Source organism: Microbulbifer sp. CNSA002, from assembly GCF_047324085.1.
Classification (GTDB): Bacteria; Pseudomonadota; Gammaproteobacteria; order Pseudomonadales; family Cellvibrionaceae; genus Microbulbifer.
The window spans coordinates 3,445,176-3,464,495 of record NZ_CP172449.1 but is presented as its reverse complement, the minus strand read 5'-3'; the positions used below and the strand labels follow the sequence as shown (position 1 = coordinate 3,464,495).

19 protein-coding genes are annotated in these 19,320 nt (G+C 49.4%); 15 read left to right on the top strand and 4 right to left on the bottom strand.

The features are described 5' to 3' along the window. Nucleotides 1–8 precede the first annotated feature (8 nt). The gene (locus ACG1BZ_RS15340) at nucleotides 9–1,052 is read left to right on the top strand and encodes an MFS transporter (protein WP_413665879.1); all 1,044 of its coding nucleotides are present in this window, start codon (nucleotides 9–11) and stop codon (nucleotides 1,050–1,052) included. Between the two features lie 86 nt (nucleotides 1,053–1,138). On the opposite strand, the gene ahpC is transcribed toward ACG1BZ_RS15340, so the two are convergent. Next, nucleotides 1,139–1,705 carry an alkyl hydroperoxide reductase subunit C gene (ahpC, locus tag ACG1BZ_RS15335; protein ID WP_413662577.1) on the bottom strand — a complete coding sequence of 189 codons (567 nt, stop codon included), beginning with the start codon at nucleotides 1,703–1,705 and terminating at the stop codon, nucleotides 1,139–1,141. A gap of 243 nt (nucleotides 1,706–1,948) precedes the next feature. Here ahpC and ACG1BZ_RS15330 point away from each other — a divergent pair, with 243 nt between their 5' ends. Genes ACG1BZ_RS15330 through ACG1BZ_RS15320 form a run of 3 tightly spaced genes read left to right on the top strand, consistent with a single transcriptional unit; the run spans nucleotide 1,949 to nucleotide 4,420 of the window. Beyond that, entirely contained in the window at nucleotides 1,949–3,265 is a 1,317-nt protein-coding gene (locus ACG1BZ_RS15330) for a DUF2157 domain-containing protein (RefSeq protein ID WP_413662576.1), read from the top strand. Beyond that, entirely contained in the window at nucleotides 3,262–3,789 is a 528-nt protein-coding gene (locus ACG1BZ_RS15325) for a GDYXXLXY domain-containing protein (protein ID WP_413662575.1), read from the top strand. Before ACG1BZ_RS15330 ends, ACG1BZ_RS15325 begins: the two co-directional genes overlap by 4 nt. A gap of 19 nt (nucleotides 3,790–3,808) precedes the next feature. After that, on the top strand, nucleotides 3,809–4,420 hold the full coding sequence (locus tag ACG1BZ_RS15320; protein WP_413662574.1) for a CPBP family intramembrane glutamic endopeptidase: 612 nt from the start codon (nucleotides 3,809–3,811) through the stop codon (nucleotides 4,418–4,420). Between the two features lie 56 nt (nucleotides 4,421–4,476). Here ACG1BZ_RS15320 and ACG1BZ_RS15315 read toward each other — a convergent pair whose 3' ends face one another. Continuing rightward, nucleotides 4,477–5,061: an exopolysaccharide biosynthesis protein gene (locus tag ACG1BZ_RS15315; protein ID WP_282932146.1), complete on the bottom strand. Its 585-nt coding sequence runs from the start codon at nucleotides 5,059–5,061 to the stop codon at nucleotides 4,477–4,479. 382 nt (nucleotides 5,062–5,443) lie between these two features. On the opposite strand from ACG1BZ_RS15315, the gene ACG1BZ_RS15310 reads away from it, so the two are divergent. Then, nucleotides 5,444–6,043, top strand: a complete 600-nt coding sequence (locus ACG1BZ_RS15310; RefSeq protein ID WP_413662573.1) for a CPBP family intramembrane glutamic endopeptidase — start codon at nucleotides 5,444–5,446, stop codon at nucleotides 6,041–6,043. Between the two features lie 109 nt (nucleotides 6,044–6,152). On the opposite strand, the gene ACG1BZ_RS15305 is transcribed toward ACG1BZ_RS15310, so the two are convergent. Next, a complete protein-coding gene (locus ACG1BZ_RS15305; protein WP_413662572.1) occupies nucleotides 6,153–6,800 on the bottom strand; it encodes an NAD(P)H-binding protein in 648 nt (215 codons plus the stop codon). A 217-nt stretch (nucleotides 6,801–7,017) separates the two neighbouring features. Further along, nucleotides 7,018–7,446, bottom strand: coding sequence for a DUF4174 domain-containing protein (locus ACG1BZ_RS15300; protein ID WP_413662571.1), 429 nt, complete (start codon nucleotides 7,444–7,446; stop codon nucleotides 7,018–7,020). Nucleotides 7,447–7,725: 279 nt separating this feature from the next. Here ACG1BZ_RS15300 and ACG1BZ_RS15295 point away from each other — a divergent pair, with 279 nt between their 5' ends. From ACG1BZ_RS15295 to ACG1BZ_RS15250, 10 genes are all read left to right on the top strand, one after another. Then, nucleotides 7,726–9,120, top strand: a complete 1,395-nt coding sequence (locus ACG1BZ_RS15295; protein ID WP_413662570.1) for an MFS transporter — start codon at nucleotides 7,726–7,728, stop codon at nucleotides 9,118–9,120. A 244-nt stretch (nucleotides 9,121–9,364) separates the two neighbouring features. Further along, entirely contained in the window at nucleotides 9,365–9,874 is a 510-nt protein-coding gene (locus ACG1BZ_RS15290) for a hypothetical protein (protein ID WP_282932151.1), read from the top strand. A 2-nt stretch (nucleotides 9,875–9,876) separates the two neighbouring features. After that, nucleotides 9,877–11,907 (top strand): tetratricopeptide repeat protein, encoded by a 2,031-nt coding sequence (locus ACG1BZ_RS15285; protein WP_413662569.1) that lies wholly within the window; start codon nucleotides 9,877–9,879, stop codon nucleotides 11,905–11,907. Beyond that, the gene (locus ACG1BZ_RS15280) at nucleotides 11,904–15,038 is read left to right on the top strand and encodes a tetratricopeptide repeat protein (protein WP_413662568.1); all 3,135 of its coding nucleotides are present in this window, start codon (nucleotides 11,904–11,906) and stop codon (nucleotides 15,036–15,038) included. Before ACG1BZ_RS15285 ends, ACG1BZ_RS15280 begins: the two co-directional genes overlap by 4 nt. A 32-nt stretch (nucleotides 15,039–15,070) precedes the next feature. Beyond that, nucleotides 15,071–15,655: a tetratricopeptide repeat protein gene (locus ACG1BZ_RS15275; RefSeq protein ID WP_413662567.1), complete on the top strand. Its 585-nt coding sequence runs from the start codon at nucleotides 15,071–15,073 to the stop codon at nucleotides 15,653–15,655. Continuing rightward, nucleotides 15,652–15,972, top strand: a complete 321-nt coding sequence (locus ACG1BZ_RS15270; protein WP_238152012.1) for a hypothetical protein — start codon at nucleotides 15,652–15,654, stop codon at nucleotides 15,970–15,972. Before ACG1BZ_RS15275 ends, ACG1BZ_RS15270 begins: the two co-directional genes overlap by 4 nt. 69 nt (nucleotides 15,973–16,041) lie before the next feature. After that, nucleotides 16,042–16,773, top strand: coding sequence for a MotA/TolQ/ExbB proton channel family protein (locus tag ACG1BZ_RS15265; protein WP_413662566.1), 732 nt, complete (start codon nucleotides 16,042–16,044; stop codon nucleotides 16,771–16,773). Next, the gene (locus tag ACG1BZ_RS15260; RefSeq protein WP_282932156.1) at nucleotides 16,773–17,363 is read left to right on the top strand and encodes an ExbD/TolR family protein; all 591 of its coding nucleotides are present in this window, start codon (nucleotides 16,773–16,775) and stop codon (nucleotides 17,361–17,363) included. Before ACG1BZ_RS15265 ends, ACG1BZ_RS15260 begins: the two co-directional genes overlap by 1 nt. After that, complete coding sequence (locus ACG1BZ_RS15255; RefSeq protein WP_413662565.1) at nucleotides 17,360–17,899, top strand: ExbD/TolR family protein; 540 nt, start codon at nucleotides 17,360–17,362, stop codon at nucleotides 17,897–17,899. Before ACG1BZ_RS15260 ends, ACG1BZ_RS15255 begins: the two co-directional genes overlap by 4 nt. Nucleotides 17,900–17,908: 9 nt before the next feature. Further along, nucleotides 17,909–19,288, top strand: a complete 1,380-nt coding sequence (locus ACG1BZ_RS15250) for an AgmX/PglI C-terminal domain-containing protein (protein ID WP_413662564.1) — start codon at nucleotides 17,909–17,911, stop codon at nucleotides 19,286–19,288. The last annotated feature ends 32 nt before the right edge of the window (nucleotides 19,289–19,320 follow it).

Sequence of the window (19,320 nt, the reverse complement as noted above, 5' to 3'; positions counted from 1 at the left end):
TTTTCTTCCTGTCCACTTTTTCTGCCTTACTTATGACTTTGTCAGGGGCTCTCTGGGTGAAAAAAATCAGAGTGATCTCTGGGTTAGCATTATTCGTAGTGTTTATGGGGGTAGGGTCGGTACTTTCAGGTATTTCTGGATATTTGTACTCGTTTACCCTGCTTATTCTGGGCAGCTTCCTCTTTGGTTTGGGTGCCGGAGGGAGCATGGTTTTGATTAATGTGGCAATCCCCCTTTTTGTGCCTGAAAACTTAACTCGTCAAGGTTATTGTGGATTACATAGTACCTATGGGGTTGCCTCCATATTGTCTCCTTTGTTACCTGGGTTGTTATATAAATTTCACTTTGGGTGGGAGGGCGGTTTCTATTTGTTTGGGGGGATAGCTGCAAGCATATTATTTTTTATCTTGTCTGGATTAATAAGAAGAAAAGGAAAACTAAGGAAAAATGGGAGTTCTTTTAACCCTGGCGCCTTTAAAGAGGCGAGCCAACGAGATAAAGAACCGAAAGAGTGGTGGATCGCAATTGGTGGTGGGTTTATTGTTTCTGCCTACAACGGAGCTGAACATATATTGGCGAGTAGGATGGTGCTGTTTCTTGAAGCTAGGGGAGGGCACTGGGCCGTTGAGGCGGATATTTTGCTTTCAATCTTTTTCGGATTGCTTTGTTTAGGGAGAGTGGCCTTCACTTTTATCCTGCTGAAGGGAAGTGCTTTTTTTTGGTTGGTAGTCTCCTTTTTATCGACAGCAGCCGTATTTTCTCTGGGCTACTGGGTGAGCCCACTATGGTTCCCAGTGTGTGGATTGACACTATCCTACTTGTTTCCTTATGCCATGGAATGGTTGACAGATTGTAGTAAGAATCCCCCTTTTACAGTTTCATTCTCCTTAGGTATGGGGGGAATTTTCTTGATTCTGGCCCATGCTTTGGTGGGATGGTTAGACGAAAGTTATGGAATACAAACCGCAATCTTTGTAGTTCCTGTGTTCCTCTTGGGAGGAGTTGTATGTTGCTTGCTTTTGTCACTTATTGCGAAGCAAAGAAGCCATTAACACGGATTAGCAATATTTGATTAACGACAATGCCCGCCAAAAGGGCGGGCAAGGCCAGTTCCAATCCTGTGAGGGCTTGGGAAGACTTAAATTTTGCCTACCAGATCAAGAGAGGGGGCCAGGGTTTCCTCACCTTCCTTCCATTTTGCTGGGCAAACTTCACCGGGGTGAGCAGCGATGTACTGGGCAGCTTTGATCTTGCGCAGCAGCTCACTGGCATCGCGGCCGATACCGCCAGCAGTAATTTCCACAATTTGAACACGACCTTCCGGGTCGATTACGAAAGTACCGCGGTCGGCAATGCCTTCTTCCTCAATCATTACACCGAAGTTGCGGGTGATGGTACCGGTAGGATCACCGATCATCGGGTACTGGATCTTACCGATGGTGTCAGAGGAATCGTGCCAGGCCTTGTGGGTGAAGTGAGTGTCTGTGGAGACTGAGTAGATCTCTACACCCAGCTTCTTAAACTCCTCATAGTTGTCTGCCAGATCGCCTAATTCAGTGGGGCATACAAAGGTGAAGTCGGCGGGGTAAAAGAAGAATACGGCCCATTTACCTTTGACGTCAGAGTCACTTACATCGTGAAATTCGCCATTTTGGTAGGCTTTGGCGTTAAACGGCTTGAGTTCGGATTCGATATAGCGGGACATGGTTAGCTCCTTATTGGGTGCCTGGCTCTTAACTTTGATGCTGCTTATGCTATTGGCTGATCATCAATAATAGAAATTAACAATTTAAATATCTGAGATAGTTTTCTGCTATCTAGGTAGCTTGGCGATAATTTAGTCTGCAATCCGTACCAATTTGAGGTCGCTGGTTACATCGGGGATACTCGGGACCAAAGTATTAATACCCATTCATCGGGTATGGGTAATTTTTCACAAGGCGCATCTATGCGATTGATTCGGTTGCTTAAGCATGACCTGGCCCGCGAGGCTGGAGATTGGGTTGAAGACGGTGTGATCAGTGAAGCTCAGGCTGAGCAGATCTGTGCCCGCTATGAAGTGGATTACCACCGGGCGCAAGAAAGAACACTTGGATATCGCATTTTGATCGGGCTGGCCTATCTCTTTATCGGGCTGGCGGTGATTACGCTGATTGGGGCCAATTGGGAGGAAATCCCCAGAGCGCTGCGAATGGGGGGACTGATCACTTTGACCTTGGTGACCCAGGGAGTGGCGTTTAAGGTTTACCTATCTGGAGACAGAAAAGCCGGAGAGGGCTTGTTCTTGTTGGGCAACCTGTTTTTTGGTGCGGCGATTATCTTGATCGCGCAGGTATACCATTTGGGCGAGCATATGCCAGATGGTATTTTCTGGTGGGCACTGGGTAGTTTGCCATTTGCTTTAATTACCCGCAGCCCGTGGATTGCAGAGCAGTCCTTGCTCCTAGCTTTGCTTTGGTTCTTCCTGGAGTCGAGTTTAGGCTTTTACCCCGCCCTGTTCCCAATTTTCTTGCTGGGGGCCCTCTATATCCTGTTAAGTGGTCGTGCGAGCGTGATTCTCTTGCTGACCTTTATCTTTGGCTTAGGTTTTTGGCTGGAATTTTCCCTGTCAGAATTTTGGCGTTTGCAGGATGGGAAATTTAGTGCGGATATTTATCCGGAGAACCTTGCTGTTGCAGTCTCGCTCTTTATCCTGATGTATTGCTTTGCCCATTGGTTGGCAACTCGCCCGTCGGCGGTAGCCAAGGACTACGCAGCAGTAATCTCTATTTGGTGCCTTCGGTTTACTTTAATTGGCTTACTGATTTTTAGCTTTGAATATCCCTGGGAGGAGATGATAGAAGCCCCCTGGAGTCACCTACCTTCTATGTGGGCGGTAGTGGGGACTATGTCTGCTGTGTCGATAGTGTTGGCGCTGCTGTCTCAGAGGTTGCTATTCGGGCTGGGGTTGTGCGGTGTTTTTGCGGCAGTACTTGCGTTCGTAACAAATGCCAGCTCCAGTGACTACGCAGTTTGGTTACAAATTTTTACAAACTTCGCCCTGATTGCCTGTGGAATCTGGTTGATCTTCAGGGGTATTCACGATGGTATCTCACACTACTTCTTCCTCGGAGTTATGGCGGTCCTGTTGACGGCTCTGCTGCGCTATATTGACTTGATTGGCGACTATATAGGTGCTGCTCTCCTGTTTATTCTCTTCGCAGTTTTATTGCTGGCAGCAGCCAAGTATTGGAAATATCACCAGGCGGGGGGAAGTTTGCGATGAAACGTAGAGTTGTGATTGGCCTGGTTGCCGCCATTGGCGTGCAGTTTTTTATACTGTTAGGAATGTATATTAAGGCTCAAATGCCGCTGTGGACGGGCCAGCCTGTCTCAGTGAAAACTGTTCCTGTAGACCCGCGCTCATTATTTCGGGGTAACTATGCCCAGTTGAGTTACCCCTTTTCCACTTTAGATAAAGCCTTGTTTAAAGGGCAGGGACGGTTGCGTCAGGGAGAGGTGGTTTATGTGGGCTTAGAAAAAGGGCCATCCGGATTGTATGAACGCGCCTCTGTCAGCCTTGAAAAACCACAGGGCGGAGTCTTTGTTCGAGGGCGGGTAGCAGGCCAGAATTTTTGGAATTCATCAGATAGCTACCGGATTCGCTACGGTATTGAAGCCTACTTTGCTCCGAAGGAAAAAGCCCTGGACCTGGAAAAACAACTGTGGGACGGAGGAGTGGCTGAATTGATGATTTCTGCGGATGGGCGAGCGAGCTTGAAGGTTGTCAGAGGCTCAGGAAATCAATAGGCAAAGGGAAAAATCAGGAATGGAAGCGATTGGTCCGGCACGGCGCAGCCTGCCGGTTTTCTTTTTTTTAATGGATATTCAACTGGGCTGTCTATTGCTTGCGGCTCTGGGTCTCTACCTTGTGCCAATGGAAGTTTCATTTATTGGTGATACGGTTTGGCTGCAACTGCTGTTGGGATTGTTAGGCGCTATTGTCACATTTGCGGTAGTACTGACATTGGCTCGTTCTGAGACGCTATTTGGGAAAATGCTGCGGCTCCACTGTACTCAATTGACTCCGCTATTTTCCAAGTTGTCCCCACCACAGATGGTATGGGTTGCTTTAGCTGCGGGTGTTTGTGAGGAGCTGTTGTTTCGCGGTTTTCTACAGTCTTGGCTCTCCCAGCTCAGTACGCCATTCCTCGGTTTATTGGGTGCATCACTGATATTCGCATTACTGCACTGTGTTTCCTGGGTGTACTTCTTCCTTACCTTTATGATTGGGCTTATTTTAGGCATTTTCTACCAAATGTCCGGGGGCTTGGTGGGGGCGATTGTTTGGCATGCGGTATACGACCTTTTGGCAATTTTCGCCATAGTGCACTTTCCCCATTTGCTCGGATTAAAAAATCAAGTCTTAAAGCGAGGGTAAGTAGCCAGCTTTGGTCTGGAGACCTGCAGAGATATTACGGAGTTACTCGCGGGCTCCTAGATCACGGCAACGATCACCACTAGTACCAGGGAGGCCGTTAGGATAAAAGCAATAAGCGCTAAGAGTCCGTCTCGAGCTGCCAGCGATAGCCCAAAAATGGTGAGAGCGAGACCAGCAGTTGAGGCAGAGAAGGGGATTACTTCCATTATTGGCAGGGTCAATGCAATAAAAATGCAGGTTCCAGCAATAGCGTAGGTGCCATATCGGCGCACGATAAAATCCATCCGTGGCTGAATCCAGCGGTCGGCAAATCGGGCGGGCTTTTCCATCCAGTGCAGGGCATCCATCAGCTTCTCGCTTGATATGGAGCGGTTGATTAACCACTGTGGAAGCCAGATATAGTTGCGCTTCATCAGCAGTTGTAGGGCAAACAGTAGTAGCAATACGCCCATCGCGGTAGACATTCCGGGAATACCGCTCAGAGGGGAAAACAGGATCAACCCGATAAGGATAAGGAATGGGGCAAAGGATCGAAGCCCCACAGCCTCAATAACATGCTGGATGGAGATTTTCTCCTGCCCCTGACTTTTCTCCTCAATATCCTTCAGCAGCTGGCCCAGTCCTATGATTTCTTGTGTCATGGTTGGAATTAGTTGCTGTGTAGTTTCTTTGCAAGACAATCTACTGATAAGAGGGCTGGAAACCGGGTAGTCTCTACGAGCTATCCGGTTCCAGAGATATTGTCGAGCATAGCACTGTGACTGGCTTTTCGGCTAAAGTCAGGCAGTTTTTCAAAGGGGATAAGCTGTCTGGCGTCAAACTAAACGGATAGAGATAAGCTGTTGGCGGAGGATTATGCCTGTCATCATTTTCTGTTAGATTATTGCCGATGGCGGGTTTGCTTATTTCGGCTGATTGAATTTCGATGTGGTTTCTAGTTGGAACGGAACCCTAAGGCAGTCTATTTAGGTACTGAGCCACTCGACTACCTCGATAAACTACTAATAAAAAGGACGGTCACAAATGGATGCTGTTGACCAAACAAAAGGGAATCCACCAGTTTTTCTTTTATTAATTGGCACTCAGGTTGTTTGCTTGTTGCTGGCCCTTCTGGGCTTTTATCTGACTTCACTCAAGGTAGTGATCATTGGTGAAAGTGTAGGGTTGCAAGTAATAATTGGCATCATTGGTGCTATGGCTACCTACGGTGTGATGTTGTCGTTAACTCGCTCAGAAACGACCCTTGGCAAGTCAATGCGGCGTCAATCGATCGCCCTGATTCCGCTATTTTCGCGATTGTCTTTCTTTCAACTGCTGTTGATTTCTATTGTAGTCGGAATTTGTGAAGAGCTTTTGTTTCGGGGTTTTTTACAGTCCTGGTTGTCAGAACTTAGTTCGCCATTGTTGGGGTTACTAATTTCCGCAATTGCATTTGCGCTACTTCATTTCTCATCGTGGACCAATTTCTTTCTGACTTTGGGAATTGGTGTGGTTTTAGGAGTGGTTTACCAAGTGTCCGGAAGTTTATTGGGAGTAATAATTTGGCACGCAGTCTACGATGCAATTGTCCTTATTGTTTTGACTCAATACCCGCACTGGTTAGGGATTAAGATAAAAGAATAACCGCAATTTTCGGGAGCGATTTACTTGTTTTAAGCTCCCGAATTTAACCTTTGGGGTTTAAGGAGCCTCCCAGACCCGCAGGGACATTGTAGAATTACTCGGAGGCTCCTTAAGCATTGAATAGCTCATCCAAACGCAGGGTCTCAATCCCTGTTCGTTCTTGTCGACTTAAATAAACCATTTTTTTGGCTACTTCACGCCCCTCAATGGGTCTATAACGTCTCAGCCCCGGCAGCATACAAATTAACGGTAGGAGGGTGCCTCCGATTTTCTCACCGGGTCGGGCATTTGCACGATCTCCGAGGAGTAGGGAGGGTTGCAGTATACTGATGCGCTTAAATGGAAGTTTCTTGATTTTCTCTTCCAGCTCCCCCTTCATACGTAAGTAAGCACTGGCGCTACTGGCATTGGCTCCGCTGGATGAAACCAGTAAGTAATGGCTTACTCCTGCCTCCGCTGCCAATTGGGCTGCTTGGTATTGATATTCAACGTCAACCTTGTGCTGTGCGGCCAGGCTGCCGGCTTGCTTCCGAGTGGTTCCCAGGCAGGAAAATAGAGTATTTCCCTGAAAAAGAGGTGCAGCCTCATCCAACCGATCAAAATCGATAATATGATTATGTATTTTTTGACTTGCAGTGGCTTTGGGGCGTCGAGTGAGGATAAGTACTTCATCAAAGACTTCTTCACCAGCCAGTTGCTCTGTGAGATGGCCACCGATAAGGCCCGTAGCTCCGAGGATAATGGCTCTTTTGCTCATTGGAGGTCAATTTCCATTGGGTATATGTTCGCAAGGCTAATAGCGTACTTTAGCGCAAAGATGTCTATGTTTGTTAAAAGTTGCCAGATGGAAAGGGTGTCTGGTGAGCAAAGAAGGCCGAAGCGTAATTAATTGAGGGAAATCTAACTCTGGGATTCCTCAGTAATACTGGAGGATACAAAAATTCTCTATCAGATTGTGGATGTTCAATAATTGTTCACTGTGCAGATCCTTGCTGCATCTCATTGCGTCGCATGGGCATGCTGTCGATACGTTGGAAAATTTCGACGGCTGAGAATTTATCGGCTTTATACTTTACTTCCCCATCCTTCCCTATAAGAAGTACTTGCATTGCTGGTCCTTGCAGATATTTTTCCCGTACATTTTTAGCAAAATTGTCTGTGACTTTACCGGGGAAGTTAGTCTCAAGGGTGCCGTTAGAGAGTAGGAACCATATCAAGTTTCTCTCTGCAAACTGCGGCGCTAACTTGAGTAATTCATTGATTGTGCTATTGGGATCTTCCGGGATATTCAGTAATAGAATGCGGTTTTTCCACTGGAAATCTTTTAGGTCGTTCACCGTAGATCCCTGGGCGAATGTAGAAGAAGTCAACAGAACCAAGACAAGCACAATGAACTTATGCATTTACTAATCTCATCTATTAGCGTGATCTTAGGGAGCTCATTAGGCTATCCAATCACTAATTCAATTTTCCGGCGCTTGGATGTCCTTTAAGCATAAGATATGAGCTGCCAGTTACAAGGCAGATGATGATCAGTATCGACAGTGAAAACTGACTAGTCAAAAGGCGTGTAAATGAGCGAGTGGTCTAGGCTCTAGGCGGGAGTAACAAAAATATATCGCAAGCTAATTAGGTTCTGAAGGATTACCTGAGCGGCTCGGGTGTCGAGTGAATTACGCAGTATGGCGAAACAGAGTGGCAAAATTACACATGATCAGTACTTGGGGTTGGCAGCATTAGTTCTCGCCGCCTTCCTTATTAGTAATGACTATACCGCTTTTGCCCCCGCACTACCTGCCATCGAAAGAGAATTTAATGCAGACATAACTAGCTCCCAGTGGATCATTAATGGCTACGCATTGGTTTTTGGTGTTTTCATCATAACCGGTGGTCGCTTGGCGGATATCTATGGCCGCCGCAGAGTATTTATGATCGGAGCGGGAATATTCGTTTTCTTTGCCGTGCTGGGTGGCTTGGCAATGGATATGTGGATGTTATTGATATCCCGCGCATTGATGGGAGTGGGTGCGGCATTGATGTGGCCGTCCACTTTGGCAATGACTTTTAACTTGTTGACCTATGAAAGGTCAGGGTTGGCAGGTGGTATCCTGATGGCCACCTGTGGGTTAGCGAATGCAGCTGGACCAGTTTTGGGTGGGGTGCTCGCAGATTTTTTCAGTTGGCGATGGATTTTCTTCGTTAATATTCTCCTCACTCTGGCAACCATGCTGGCTTGCTGGTGGGCAGTGCCCCCCGATAAACCTCGTGACACCGAGGAAAAAATAGACTTCTTCGGTGTACTACTACTATGTACCTCGCTATTTTGTTTGCTTTTTGCACTGGATGTCTCCGCGGAAATTGGTTTCAAGCATCCTGTGGTTGTCAGCCTGATCGTTGTGTTCCTGGTGTTGCTCTGCCTGTTTACCATCGTGGAGTATCGAGTTGGTAAAGATGCCCTGATTCCCCCTGATATTGCACAGAACCGGAAGTTCCTAGCGGTAGGCGTTACGACACTCCTAATCTCCGTAGTATTCCTATCGGCGATTCTCTATGTCCCCCAGTTTTTGGCGAATTTTCGTGGCTACTCAGCATTTCAGGCCGGTTTATCTTTGGTCCCTTTAATGGTTGTATCGGGGCTGGTTGCTATTATTTCCGGCCGCTTTTATGAAGTAGCTGGACCAAAATTACTCGTCTCTTTAGGTATTTTGGGGATGAGTGTTGGAATGTTCATGCTCTCGAACCTGACTTCGGACACGGGTTTTCTGGATATGTGTCCGGGCTTGGTCGTGTTGGGGGTGGGTATTGGGCTGTTCAATCCATCCAGTACGACTGCGGGTATTACGGTGGTGGAACCTCACCGTGCCAGCTTGGCAGGCGCTATTCTCTATATGTTCAAAATTGGTGGGGGTGCGGTTGGTTTGGGTATGAATGCTACAATCATCGCCTTCGCTCCAGATATACCTTCGGGTATAGATAGAGCTTTTACAGTAAATGCCTACCTAGCCTTGGTTGGTTTGATTGTTTGCATGTTCTTTGTGATCGGTAGGCCAGAGAGCCAAAGCGGAGAGCTTTCTTGATCGTAAGTGAAGTGCGTCTCACTTCTTTTGTGTTGTAAGTCTCTTTTGTTTGCTGGAAGTGCTTTTTTCAAAATTTATCCATTCTTTGAGTTTTTGTGAGATTTGAATTTCCTCACATCTGATTAACCCTCTATTCAATACAATGCCGCAGCTCAAGGCTCTGTTGTGCTTGGGTTTATTGTGGTCCTGTTCCAGGTTCTCTGGCAGGAATTGATAGTTTAGGGTTGGGTCGGAGGTAGGCCACATGTTCAGAATTCTTCAGATTGTACTTTTCTTTCTGTTGGCCAGTACTGGGCATGCTCAGACTATTGATAGAGATGATATCCGTGGCCTGGATGAGCAGATCCAGGATGTTAAGAAAGATGTAATTGATCTCACTGCTGAGTTGTCACAGCTGGAGGAAAAGCTCTTATTCCCCTCTAATACGCAGGTAGCTCTTTTTGTCTCGGTGGCTGATGAAAAGCCCTTCGAGCTGGAGTCGGTTGAGGTCACACTGAATGGCAAATTAGTTGCTCATCATCTCTATACCTACCGGGAAATTGAGTCCCTGCAAAAAGGTGGGGTACAAAAAATATACACTGGCAATGTGCAAGTGGGTGGGCATCCATTAGAGGTTAGTTTTCTCGGTAAAACCCCATCAGGAAAAGAGTATCGGGCTACAGCTTCCTACACCGTGGAGAAAGCAGTGGGTCCTAAATTTGTCGAGATTAAGGTTCTGGGAACCGAGTCCACGATAAACTTCAAGGACTGGTAATCATGCTCAGGTCCCTGGTAAATGTGTTGTCCTGTCAAACCAGGATGATGCTTGGTGCTCTATCCCTTTGTTCTTTGGCTGCTCTCCCTGCTGCAGCGGCGACTGAATCGCAGGAAGAACTTAAAGACCTGTTTTTCGGTGCGGCAATGTTTCATGCCCATCAGGAAAGTTATTTTGATGCGATTGTGGCACTGGACACAGAACTTGCTCAGTATCACCGCTTAGATCAGCCCGAACTCGATCCTTTCAGTGCGCACTTGGGGCAAGCTGAGTTTTCGGTGGGTGACTTGGAATTGTCCTACCGAATGCACAGGGAGGCCGGGCGGGCTATTGAGGCTGTACTGCAGGGAAATGTTTCCCAGCCGGTGCGCAATGAAGCCGCGTATCGACTGGCAAAAATTCACTATCACAAACAACAGCCGCGCAACGCCTTACACGCCCTGGAAATGATTGATGGGCGGGTTCCCGAGAGGGTCCGTGCAGATGAGCAGTTTTTGCGTGCTCGAGTCTATATGCAGCTCGGTCGATTCGAGGAGGCCGTAGAACTGCTGCAAGACCTGAAGGGTGAAGAGTCGCTAGAGGGCTTTGTTTCCTTCAATTTGGGTATTGCCCAACTGAAAGCGGGAGAAGAGGAGCGCGGTGTTCTGGAGTTGACTGCACTGGGAAGAAAGCGCAGTTCAGAGGCGGCCCTGCAGGCCCTTTACGATAAAACCAACCTCTTATTGGGCTCCCATTTAATGGAGCTGGGCAAGCTGGATATGGCGCGCCCCTATTTTGATCGTGTAAACCTCGATGGCCCTTTTTCAAATAGGGCGCTGCTGGGTGCTGGCTGGGTAGAGGCCCGCGCGGGTCGCTATGACCGGGCACTGGTGCCCTGGAAACTGTTGCAAGACCGCAAAGGCACCAGTGAGCCAGTGCAAGAGGTCATGTTGGCGGTGCCCTATGCCTATGGCAAATTGGATGTCCACAGTACCGCTGCAATTAACTACGGCCGCGCATTAGACGCGTTCGGGCGCGAGATTGATACCCTCACTCAGTCTATTCATAGTATTCGCAAAGGTAAGTTCCTTGAGGCGTTGCGTCGTAAAGAGGCTACCCAGGTACAGAACTGGGTAGTGGCCTTGCGCAATTTACCGGAAGCCCCCGAGACCCATTACTTACTCGACCTGATGGCGTCCAATGACTATCAGGAATTTCTGCGTAACTATCGCGACCTCAACGATTTATATGAGCGCAATGAAGAGTGGCTAAAAAGCCTGACAGCCTACGAAGATATTATTCGTATTCGCCGCAACTATTACGAGCCCCTGTTGCCGGAGCTGGACAGGCAATTCCGGGAGCTCGACGCCCGTATCAAGCTGCGGATGGAGCAGCGCGATCAGTTTGCCAGTCGTATAGAGCAGATGCTGATCTCCCGCCGCCCAGAATACCTGGCAACCGCCGAAGAGCAGGAGGCGCGATTGAAGCTCCTGGAACTTAGCGGAAAAATTGCTGAGCATCCCCAGGGCTTTACTGAAACTACTTTGGAGCGGGTTCAGCGGCTCAAAGGTGTATTGGACCTGCGTCTTTCCTTTGAGTACGACCAGCGTTTGACCGAGGCCTACAAACACCTGGCGGAATTAAACCAAGAGATCGAAAGTCTCCAGTCTGTTTACGACTCCTTTGTGCGCAGTCGCCAGGCGGCAACTCACAGCTATACCGGTTACGACCGCGATATTACTCGTTTGCGCGCGCGTATCCAGCAAACCCAACGGCGACTGAAAACCCTGATGGCCCGCCAGGGCACCATGCTTGAGGCATTGGCAATTGCCGAGTTGGAACGCCGTCGCGCGCAGTTGGAGAGTTATCAAATCAAAGCCCGCTTTGCTCTGGCAGACAGCTACGACCGCGCTAATGAGCTGCAGGAGCAGCGTGAAGATGAATTTAAGGTAGAGCAGCACAAGGCGCTGTTGGAAGAGCAAATCCCTGAGGAGAATCCAGCGGAGATGGAGCCGGTGGAGGAAGAAGAATCAGCAGAGGGAGGTGATTCGTGAGTAAGTTGCTCAAATCTAAATCTCAAGCTGGTAAATCTCTCAATCGTGCCGTCGGTCTTCTCTCTGCACTTATAGTGCTAGGGGGTTGTGCGGGAAACAGCGGTAAGACCATCGGCAGCCTCCAAAATGTCGAAGTAGAAATTAAGGAAGAGCATATTGATGGCAGCCTGGAGAAGGCACTGGCCAGCTACCAGAAGTACTTGCAGGAAACCCCTGAATCCAAGCTGACCCCCGAGGCGATGCGCAGGATTGCCGACCTGAAAATCAAGCAGGCACACCGCGCTGAAGATGCAGAATTCGATAACCTTGCTGGAGTTGCTGCTGGAAGCGGGGCGGTGATCTCTGTCGATGCGTCAGAAGCTATGGCTGAAAATACCCTGGATGCTCCAGAGACGACAGCGCCGGTGGCGAAGGTAGAGCCGGTAGTGACTGAGGCGCAGGCCCCAGGGGTTGTCGAGTCTGATGAGGAGTTTGAAACCCGGGCTAGTGGCAGCATAGAAATAGCTGCAGATGAAACCCCGCTTGAAGCGCCGGGCGTTGATTCTGAAGAGATGATGTCAGCCAATGCCCGCGAGGCCATCGATCTCTATATTAAATTGCTGCAAAAGTACCCCCTGTATCACCGCAACGACCAGGTGATGTATCAGTTATCCCGGGCTTATGAAGAGGCGGGAGAGATTGATGCAGCGGTGGATGTATTGCGCCAGCTGGTGGCTAACTATCCGGATTCGCGACATATCGATGAATCCTGGTTCCGGCTGGGCGAATACTATTTTACCCGCAAGAAGTTTCTCGATGCGGAAGAGTCCTACGGAAAAGTTATCGATATTGGTGTGATATCCAGTTTTTACGAGCTTGCCCTGTATAAACGCGGTTGGGCGCTGTTTAAGCAGGATATGTATGAAATGGCCCTGGATGACTATATCGCCATGCTGGATTACAAAGTCTCCCAGGGATATGACTTCGACCAGCAAAACAATAAGGGCGAGCGCAAGCATATTGACGATACTTTCCGCGTGGTCAGCTTGAGCTTTTCTTACCTGGAAGGCCCTGATTCGGTTGTCGATTACTTCACCCGCAAGGGCAATAGAGATTACGAGTTCCGGGTATACAGCCAGCTGGGTGAATATTATTTGGAGAAGCGTCGCTACCAGGATGCGGCAAAATCCTATATTGCGTTTGTTGATCGAAACCAGTTGCACAGAGTATCTGCGGATTTCTCAATTCGTGTTATTGAAATCTACAGTAAAGGCGGCTTCCCCAAGCTGGTGCTGGAAGCGAAGAAGGATTTTGCCACTACTTATGCACTTAATGCCGATTACTGGACTGTCTTCGATATTAATGAATACGGAGAGGTGGTTGCCTTCCTGCAGACCAACCTGATCGACCTCGCCGGGCACTACCATGCGGCTTACCAGAATAAGAAGTTAAAAGATAAGAAGGCCGAGAATTATCGCGAGGCGATTCACTGGTATCGCAGCTATCTCGATTCCTTCCGGGAAACTGAGCGCGCACCGGAAATCAATTATCAGCTTGCCGGATTGATGTTAGAAAACCGGGATTTCCATGGTGCAGCTCTGGAGTATGAGCGCACGGCCTATGAATATCCTGCGCATAAGGATTCCAGCGAAGCAGGCTACGCAGCGGTTTACGCTTATCGCGAACATCTGGCCAATAACTTAAAAGATGCAACGGATGAGCAGCGTGCACCACTATTGCGGGAAATTATCCGTTCATCGCTGACATTTGCAGCCACATTCCCTGAGCATGCCAAAGCCCCTCAGATCATGCTTGGAGCGGTGGAGGATCTTTACGGGTTAAAAGACTATGCCCCGACGATCGCCAATGGCCGTTCACTGTTGGAGCAGTTCCCCACTGCGGAGCAGGAGATTAGACGTTCTGCCTGGCTGCTGGTGGCTCACGCTTCTTTCGATACTGCGGCCTTTGCGGATGCAGAAATTGCTTACGGTGAAACTTTGATACTGACTGCCCAGGATGCAAAGGATAGGGCGGGTCTGGTAGATAACCTGGCGGCTTCTATCTACCAGCAGGGTGATATGGCCCGTAAGCAGGAGGATCATGCAACCGCAGCGAGTCACTTCCTGCGTATTCGAGGTGCTGCACCTGGCGCGACCATTCTGGCTACGGCGGAGTACGATGCTGCCGCATCATTGATCGTGCTTAAGGATTGGGTACAAGCGGCAACGGTATTGAATAACTTCCGCAGTCACTTCCCGGAGCATGAGCTGGCAAAAGATGTCACCAAGAAGTTGGCAGTGGTTTACCAGGAGAGCGGTGAGCTGTTGCTGGCAGCTGCAGAATTTGAGCGTATTGAGCGGGAATCCGAGGACGATGAAATACGCCGTGAGGCCTTAACCCAGGCGGCAGATCTTTATGCAGCGGCAGAAGATAGCGCTAAAGCGCTGTCTGTTTTGCGCCGCTACGTTGATTATTTCCCCGAACCCATGGAGCCGGCGCTGGAGACCCGCCAGAAAATTGCCGATATCTACAAAATGTCCGGGAATCAAAAGCTTTACATGGCAGAGCTTCGTGAACTGGTGAAAGTTGAGTCCCGCGGTGGTTCCCAGCGCAGCGACCGCACCCGTTATCTCGCAGGTAATGCGGCCCTGCTATTGGCTGAACCCAGCTTTGAGGCTTTCACCCAGGTGGATTTGGTTGCGCCTATCGAGAAAAGCCTCAACCTCAAGCGCAAGCGTATGAAAGCAGCCACCCGTGCATTTACTGACCTGATTGATTATCAGGTGGCCGATGTGACCGCGGCGGCAACCTTTTACCTGGCTGAAATTTATCTCCACTTTAGCGTGGCCCTGAAGGACTCTGAACGTCCAACCAACCTGAATGCCCTGGAGCTGGAAGAGTATGAGTTGGCATTGGAGGAGCAGATTTATCCCTTCGAGGAAAAAGCCATTTCTGTTCACCAGAAGAATGTCGAGTTGCTAGGCGTCGGTATTTATAACCCCTGGATTGATAAAAGTATTGGCAAGCTTGCCAATTTAATGCCCGCTCGCTATGCACGGGCGGAAGAGGCTGGTGAGTATCTCCAGACTATTGTACCCCTGCCGCCAGAGCCGGAATTGCCTTCAGCGGGATCAGCAGTTTCGGGTCAGTAATAACAGGCATTTGCCTTTTGGAGTGGAAAGTTATGCAAAAACAAATGCGTCTGTTTTTTCTGGTGGGCTTAGCCTTGTTGTTAGCAGCTTGCGCCAGCACCCAAACCAAGTCTGGAAAAATCTCTGATTATTCTTCAGTGCGGGTATCGGGCAGTGTGAGTCGGGACTTTGAGCGATCCCTGGAATATCTTGCCGAGCAGGATTATGCGAGTGCTATTGAACTTCTGCAGTCAGTGGTGGAGCGCGAGCAGCGCCTTCCGGCACCCTATATCAATCTGGGTATTGCCCACTACAAAAGTGGCAATGAGGCAAAAGCGGAAGAGGCTTTTTTAAAGGCATTGGCGCTGGACGAAAAGCATCCGGTGGCAACTAATGAACTGGCCGTTCTCTACCGAAAGCAAGGGCGCTTTGCCGAGGCGCGAAAAATATATGTGAATGCTTTGGCAGAAAATCCAGAATATCTACCTTTGATAAAAAATCTGGGCATATTGTGTGATCTGTATCTGCAAGATCTCCAGTGTGCTCTGGCACAATTCGAACAATATGTTCAATTGGAACCAGAGGACCGGGATGTCACTATCTGGTTAGCTGATATTCAACGGAGGGCTGGTAAATGATCAAACTTCGTTGGGCTTTGCCATTCGTGGCCAGCTTTATGGTTTTTCCTTATGCCTTGGCTCAGTCTGAGGGAGAGGAGAAAAAAGAATCCACCGATAAAAAGGTGGATTCAAAAATTAAGGAGTTGTCGGGTATTTCTATTATCGGTAACAAGGAAGCCCCTAAGTCTCTCTATATTGTCCCCTGGAAAAGTTCCGAAGTGGGTGTCGAAAGCGACCTTGTCTCCAGCTTGATGGACGACAAACTCAAACCGCTTGACAAGGAAGTTTTCATGCGTGAGTTGGAGTTCTATCAACTCAGCCTGTCCGGCGATTAACGCCATATTGATTCTGGCTGTCGCCGGAGTAGCACCAAGTTTTAGCTGTATTTCTCAAGAGGGTTTGTAATGGACTTTTTCAATAACGTCATCGAGTTTTTCCAGACGGGCGGTACTTTCATGTACCCGATTCTCGTGGTTGCCGCACTGGGTGGTGCTGTGGCTATCGAGCGCTTTATCCGCCTGCATTTGGAGCGCCGCAGCAACCGCAATATGTGGGATAAGCTGCAGCCGGTATTAGCTTCGGGAGACTTCGATCGCGCTCGCAACCTGGTAAAACAGGACGAGTCCAGTGTGAGTAAATTACTGTCTATGGGGCTGGCCCGGCAGGGGGCTGTTCGCCGTCGTGAAGATATCGAAATCGCGATGGAAGAGAGCATGATGGAGATCACTCCACAGCTGGAAAAGCGCACCCCTTACGTCGCTTTGTTTTCCAATATCGCAACTTTGCTCGGGCTTCTGGGAACTATTATGGGTCTGATCGAAGCCTTTACAGCGGTAGCCAATGCTAACCCGGCAGAAAAGGCAGACCTGCTCTCCGCCAGTATTTCCGTGGCGATGAACACCACCGCCTTCGGTCTGATGACTGGTATCCCGTTGTTGATCGTCCACGCACTGCTGAACTCACTCACCGGTGAAATTATCGATAGCCTGGAGATGGTCTCTGTAAAAGCATCCAACCTGATTGATGGTGCCACCCGTCGCCGCTTTGAAGTGGAGCCCGCAAAATCCAAGCCGTCTAGTGAAAAAACTGCCCCAGCAAAAACCAATCCAGTAGCACAGCAAGCGGAAACTGCGTAATGAGAAGGCGGCGCCACGGGCGGGATAAAGAAGCTCCTGAGCTGGATATCACTGCTTTCTTGAATTTGATGGTGGTATTGGTGCCTTTTCTATTGGTATCGGCGGTATTTTCGCGGGTGACAATTCTCGAACTGAATATGCCGAGTGGTGCCGGTGGTGGAGCACCGGATGATCCCACAGTTACGGTGGAGGTAGTTGTGCGAGAACAGGCCGTGGAAATCAGTGATGGTGAAAAGGTTATCGCACGTTTCCCCAACCTGAATATCGATGGCGAGGGTGAAAATGCTCCTATTGAGGCTCCCGTTGGAGCAGATACTGAACAGACTGAGATTCTCGCTGTGCTGCCCACAGCAGAGGTGTATGACCTAAAGAAGCTCACGCAGTTTTTGTTGGAAGTTAAGGCCAGTTATCCGGAAAAAACTGATTCCATCATCCTGATGGAGCCCACAATCGCCTATGAGCATTTGGTGGGCATTATGGATACTGTGCGCGGAGCTGAAGTGCGGGTTGAGGGGAGTGATCCCAGTGATCTGGATGCGGTGGAAAAGGTGGTTTTATTTCCTGATATTTCCATAGGAGATGCGCCATGAGAAATGAAAGCCGACGCATGAAGCGTATGGCGCGAAGCCATAAGCGCAAGAAAACCTCAGGTATGAACCTGACTTCCCTGATGGATGTTTTTACGATCCTGGTGTTTTTCCTGCTGACTAATACCTCCAGCAATGAAGCCCTGGAGCCCCCCAAGGTGATTACCTTGCCGGACTCAGTGGTGGAGACCAAGCCCCGGGAAACGGTGACCTTGATGGTGACCAATGATGAAATCCTGGTGGAATCCAACTCGGTAATTGCCACTTCCGAAGTGTTGGAAAGTGAGGAAACCATTATTGCGGCCATTAAGGAAGCGATGGTTGCGGAGCTGGCCAAGGCAATTGGTGTTGCCCAGGCCTCGGCAGACTCAGGTGAGGGCGGCGTCGAGGGAGGCCAGGATCCAGAACCACCGGAGGTTAATATTCTCGCGGACAGAGGCATTCCGTTCAGTTTGCTGAAAAAGGTGATGTCCAGCTGTACAGATGCTGGCTATACCAAAGTTTCACTGGCGGTTATTCAGAAAGCATCTCAGGGTTAATGGAAGTTTGTGAGTAATTTTCTTCAACAACAGCGGGCGGTAGGTGAGGCGCTTGAGGCGGTTCACCATCGCATGCAGCTGCTCGAGGATGAGCGGCACCAGATCGAAGAGAAGCTGGCTGAATTGCAGGACCAGGGGTCCAAGTACCAGTTGCTCGACGAGATTTCCGAACGCCTGCGCAAGCTTGAAGAAGCGGGTGCGGGAGAAATGTTCTGGGCGGAGGATTATCGGGAGAATGCTTCTGCTCAGGTTATCGAGCGGATCGGTCAGTCGACGCGCAGTTTCAACCAGAGTCTGGAGCAGCTGCGCGATGAGCGCAGTGCTTTACAGAGCAGCATAGGCGAGTGCCAGGAAGAGGTCTTTGCGCTGGATGAACGAGCGGATGAGCTGCGCCGCGAGGAGGAAGAGTCAAAGTTCGAGTTCGAGATAACACGGGAATTCGAACAGCCCAAGTTCCGTCCTATGGTGATGCCATGGCACAAGCAGGGTGAGGACGAAAAGCGTTTTCGCCGCTGTGTCTTTGCCTCACTGTTTATCGCCGCCTTGCTGGGCTACCTGATTCCTCTGTATACGGTGCCCCAGCCCGAGTCTCAAATAGTGGAAATTCCCGAGCGCCTGGCCAAGCTGGTTATTGAGAAGAAAACCAAGCCCAAGCCACCGCCGGAGCCAGAAAAAGCCAAGCCTAAGAAAGAGGAGAAAAAACTGGAGAAGAAGCCTGAACAGAAGGTAGCCAAGCAGGACCCGAAACCCTCCAAGACGGAGAAAAAGCAGGCGCGTAAAAAAGCTGAGCGATCCGGTGTTCTCGCCTTTAAGGATAACTTCCAGGACCTGATACAGGATGATCTGGATAACCGCCTCGGCCAGCAAACCCAGCTGAGCACGGCCGGTAAAAAAGAGAACCGCAGTCAGCGCTCACTGATCACTGCAGCATCTACGGCGGGTAGTGGTGGTATCAATACGGCGGAGCTGAGTCGCAATGTGGGTGGGTCTGGTTCGGACTTGGGTGGCGTTGCCTTTGCGCGAGTGGAAAGTTCTATCGGTACTGAAGGTGACTTTGCCGGTGAGGACCGTCCTCTCAGTGATGGTGCTGGTCCTTCGCGGACAGATGAGGAAATCCAGATTGTTTTCGATCGCTACAAAGCCACCTTGTACCGTATCTACAATCGTGAGCTGCGTAATAATCCCGCGCTGCAAGGTAAGATGGTGTTGAAGATTACTATTGAGCCCAGCGGATCGGTTTCTGCCGTGAGTGTAGATTCCAGTGATGTGGATTCGCCGTCACTCAATGCAAAAATTGTGGCTAGGGTCAAACGATTTAACTTTGGTGAAAAGGCCGGAGTGCCGACCATTACCATTCTTTATCCGATTGACTTCTTCCCGCCAACCTAGGCTGATAATTGACCGGAGCCCACTGAATGGTG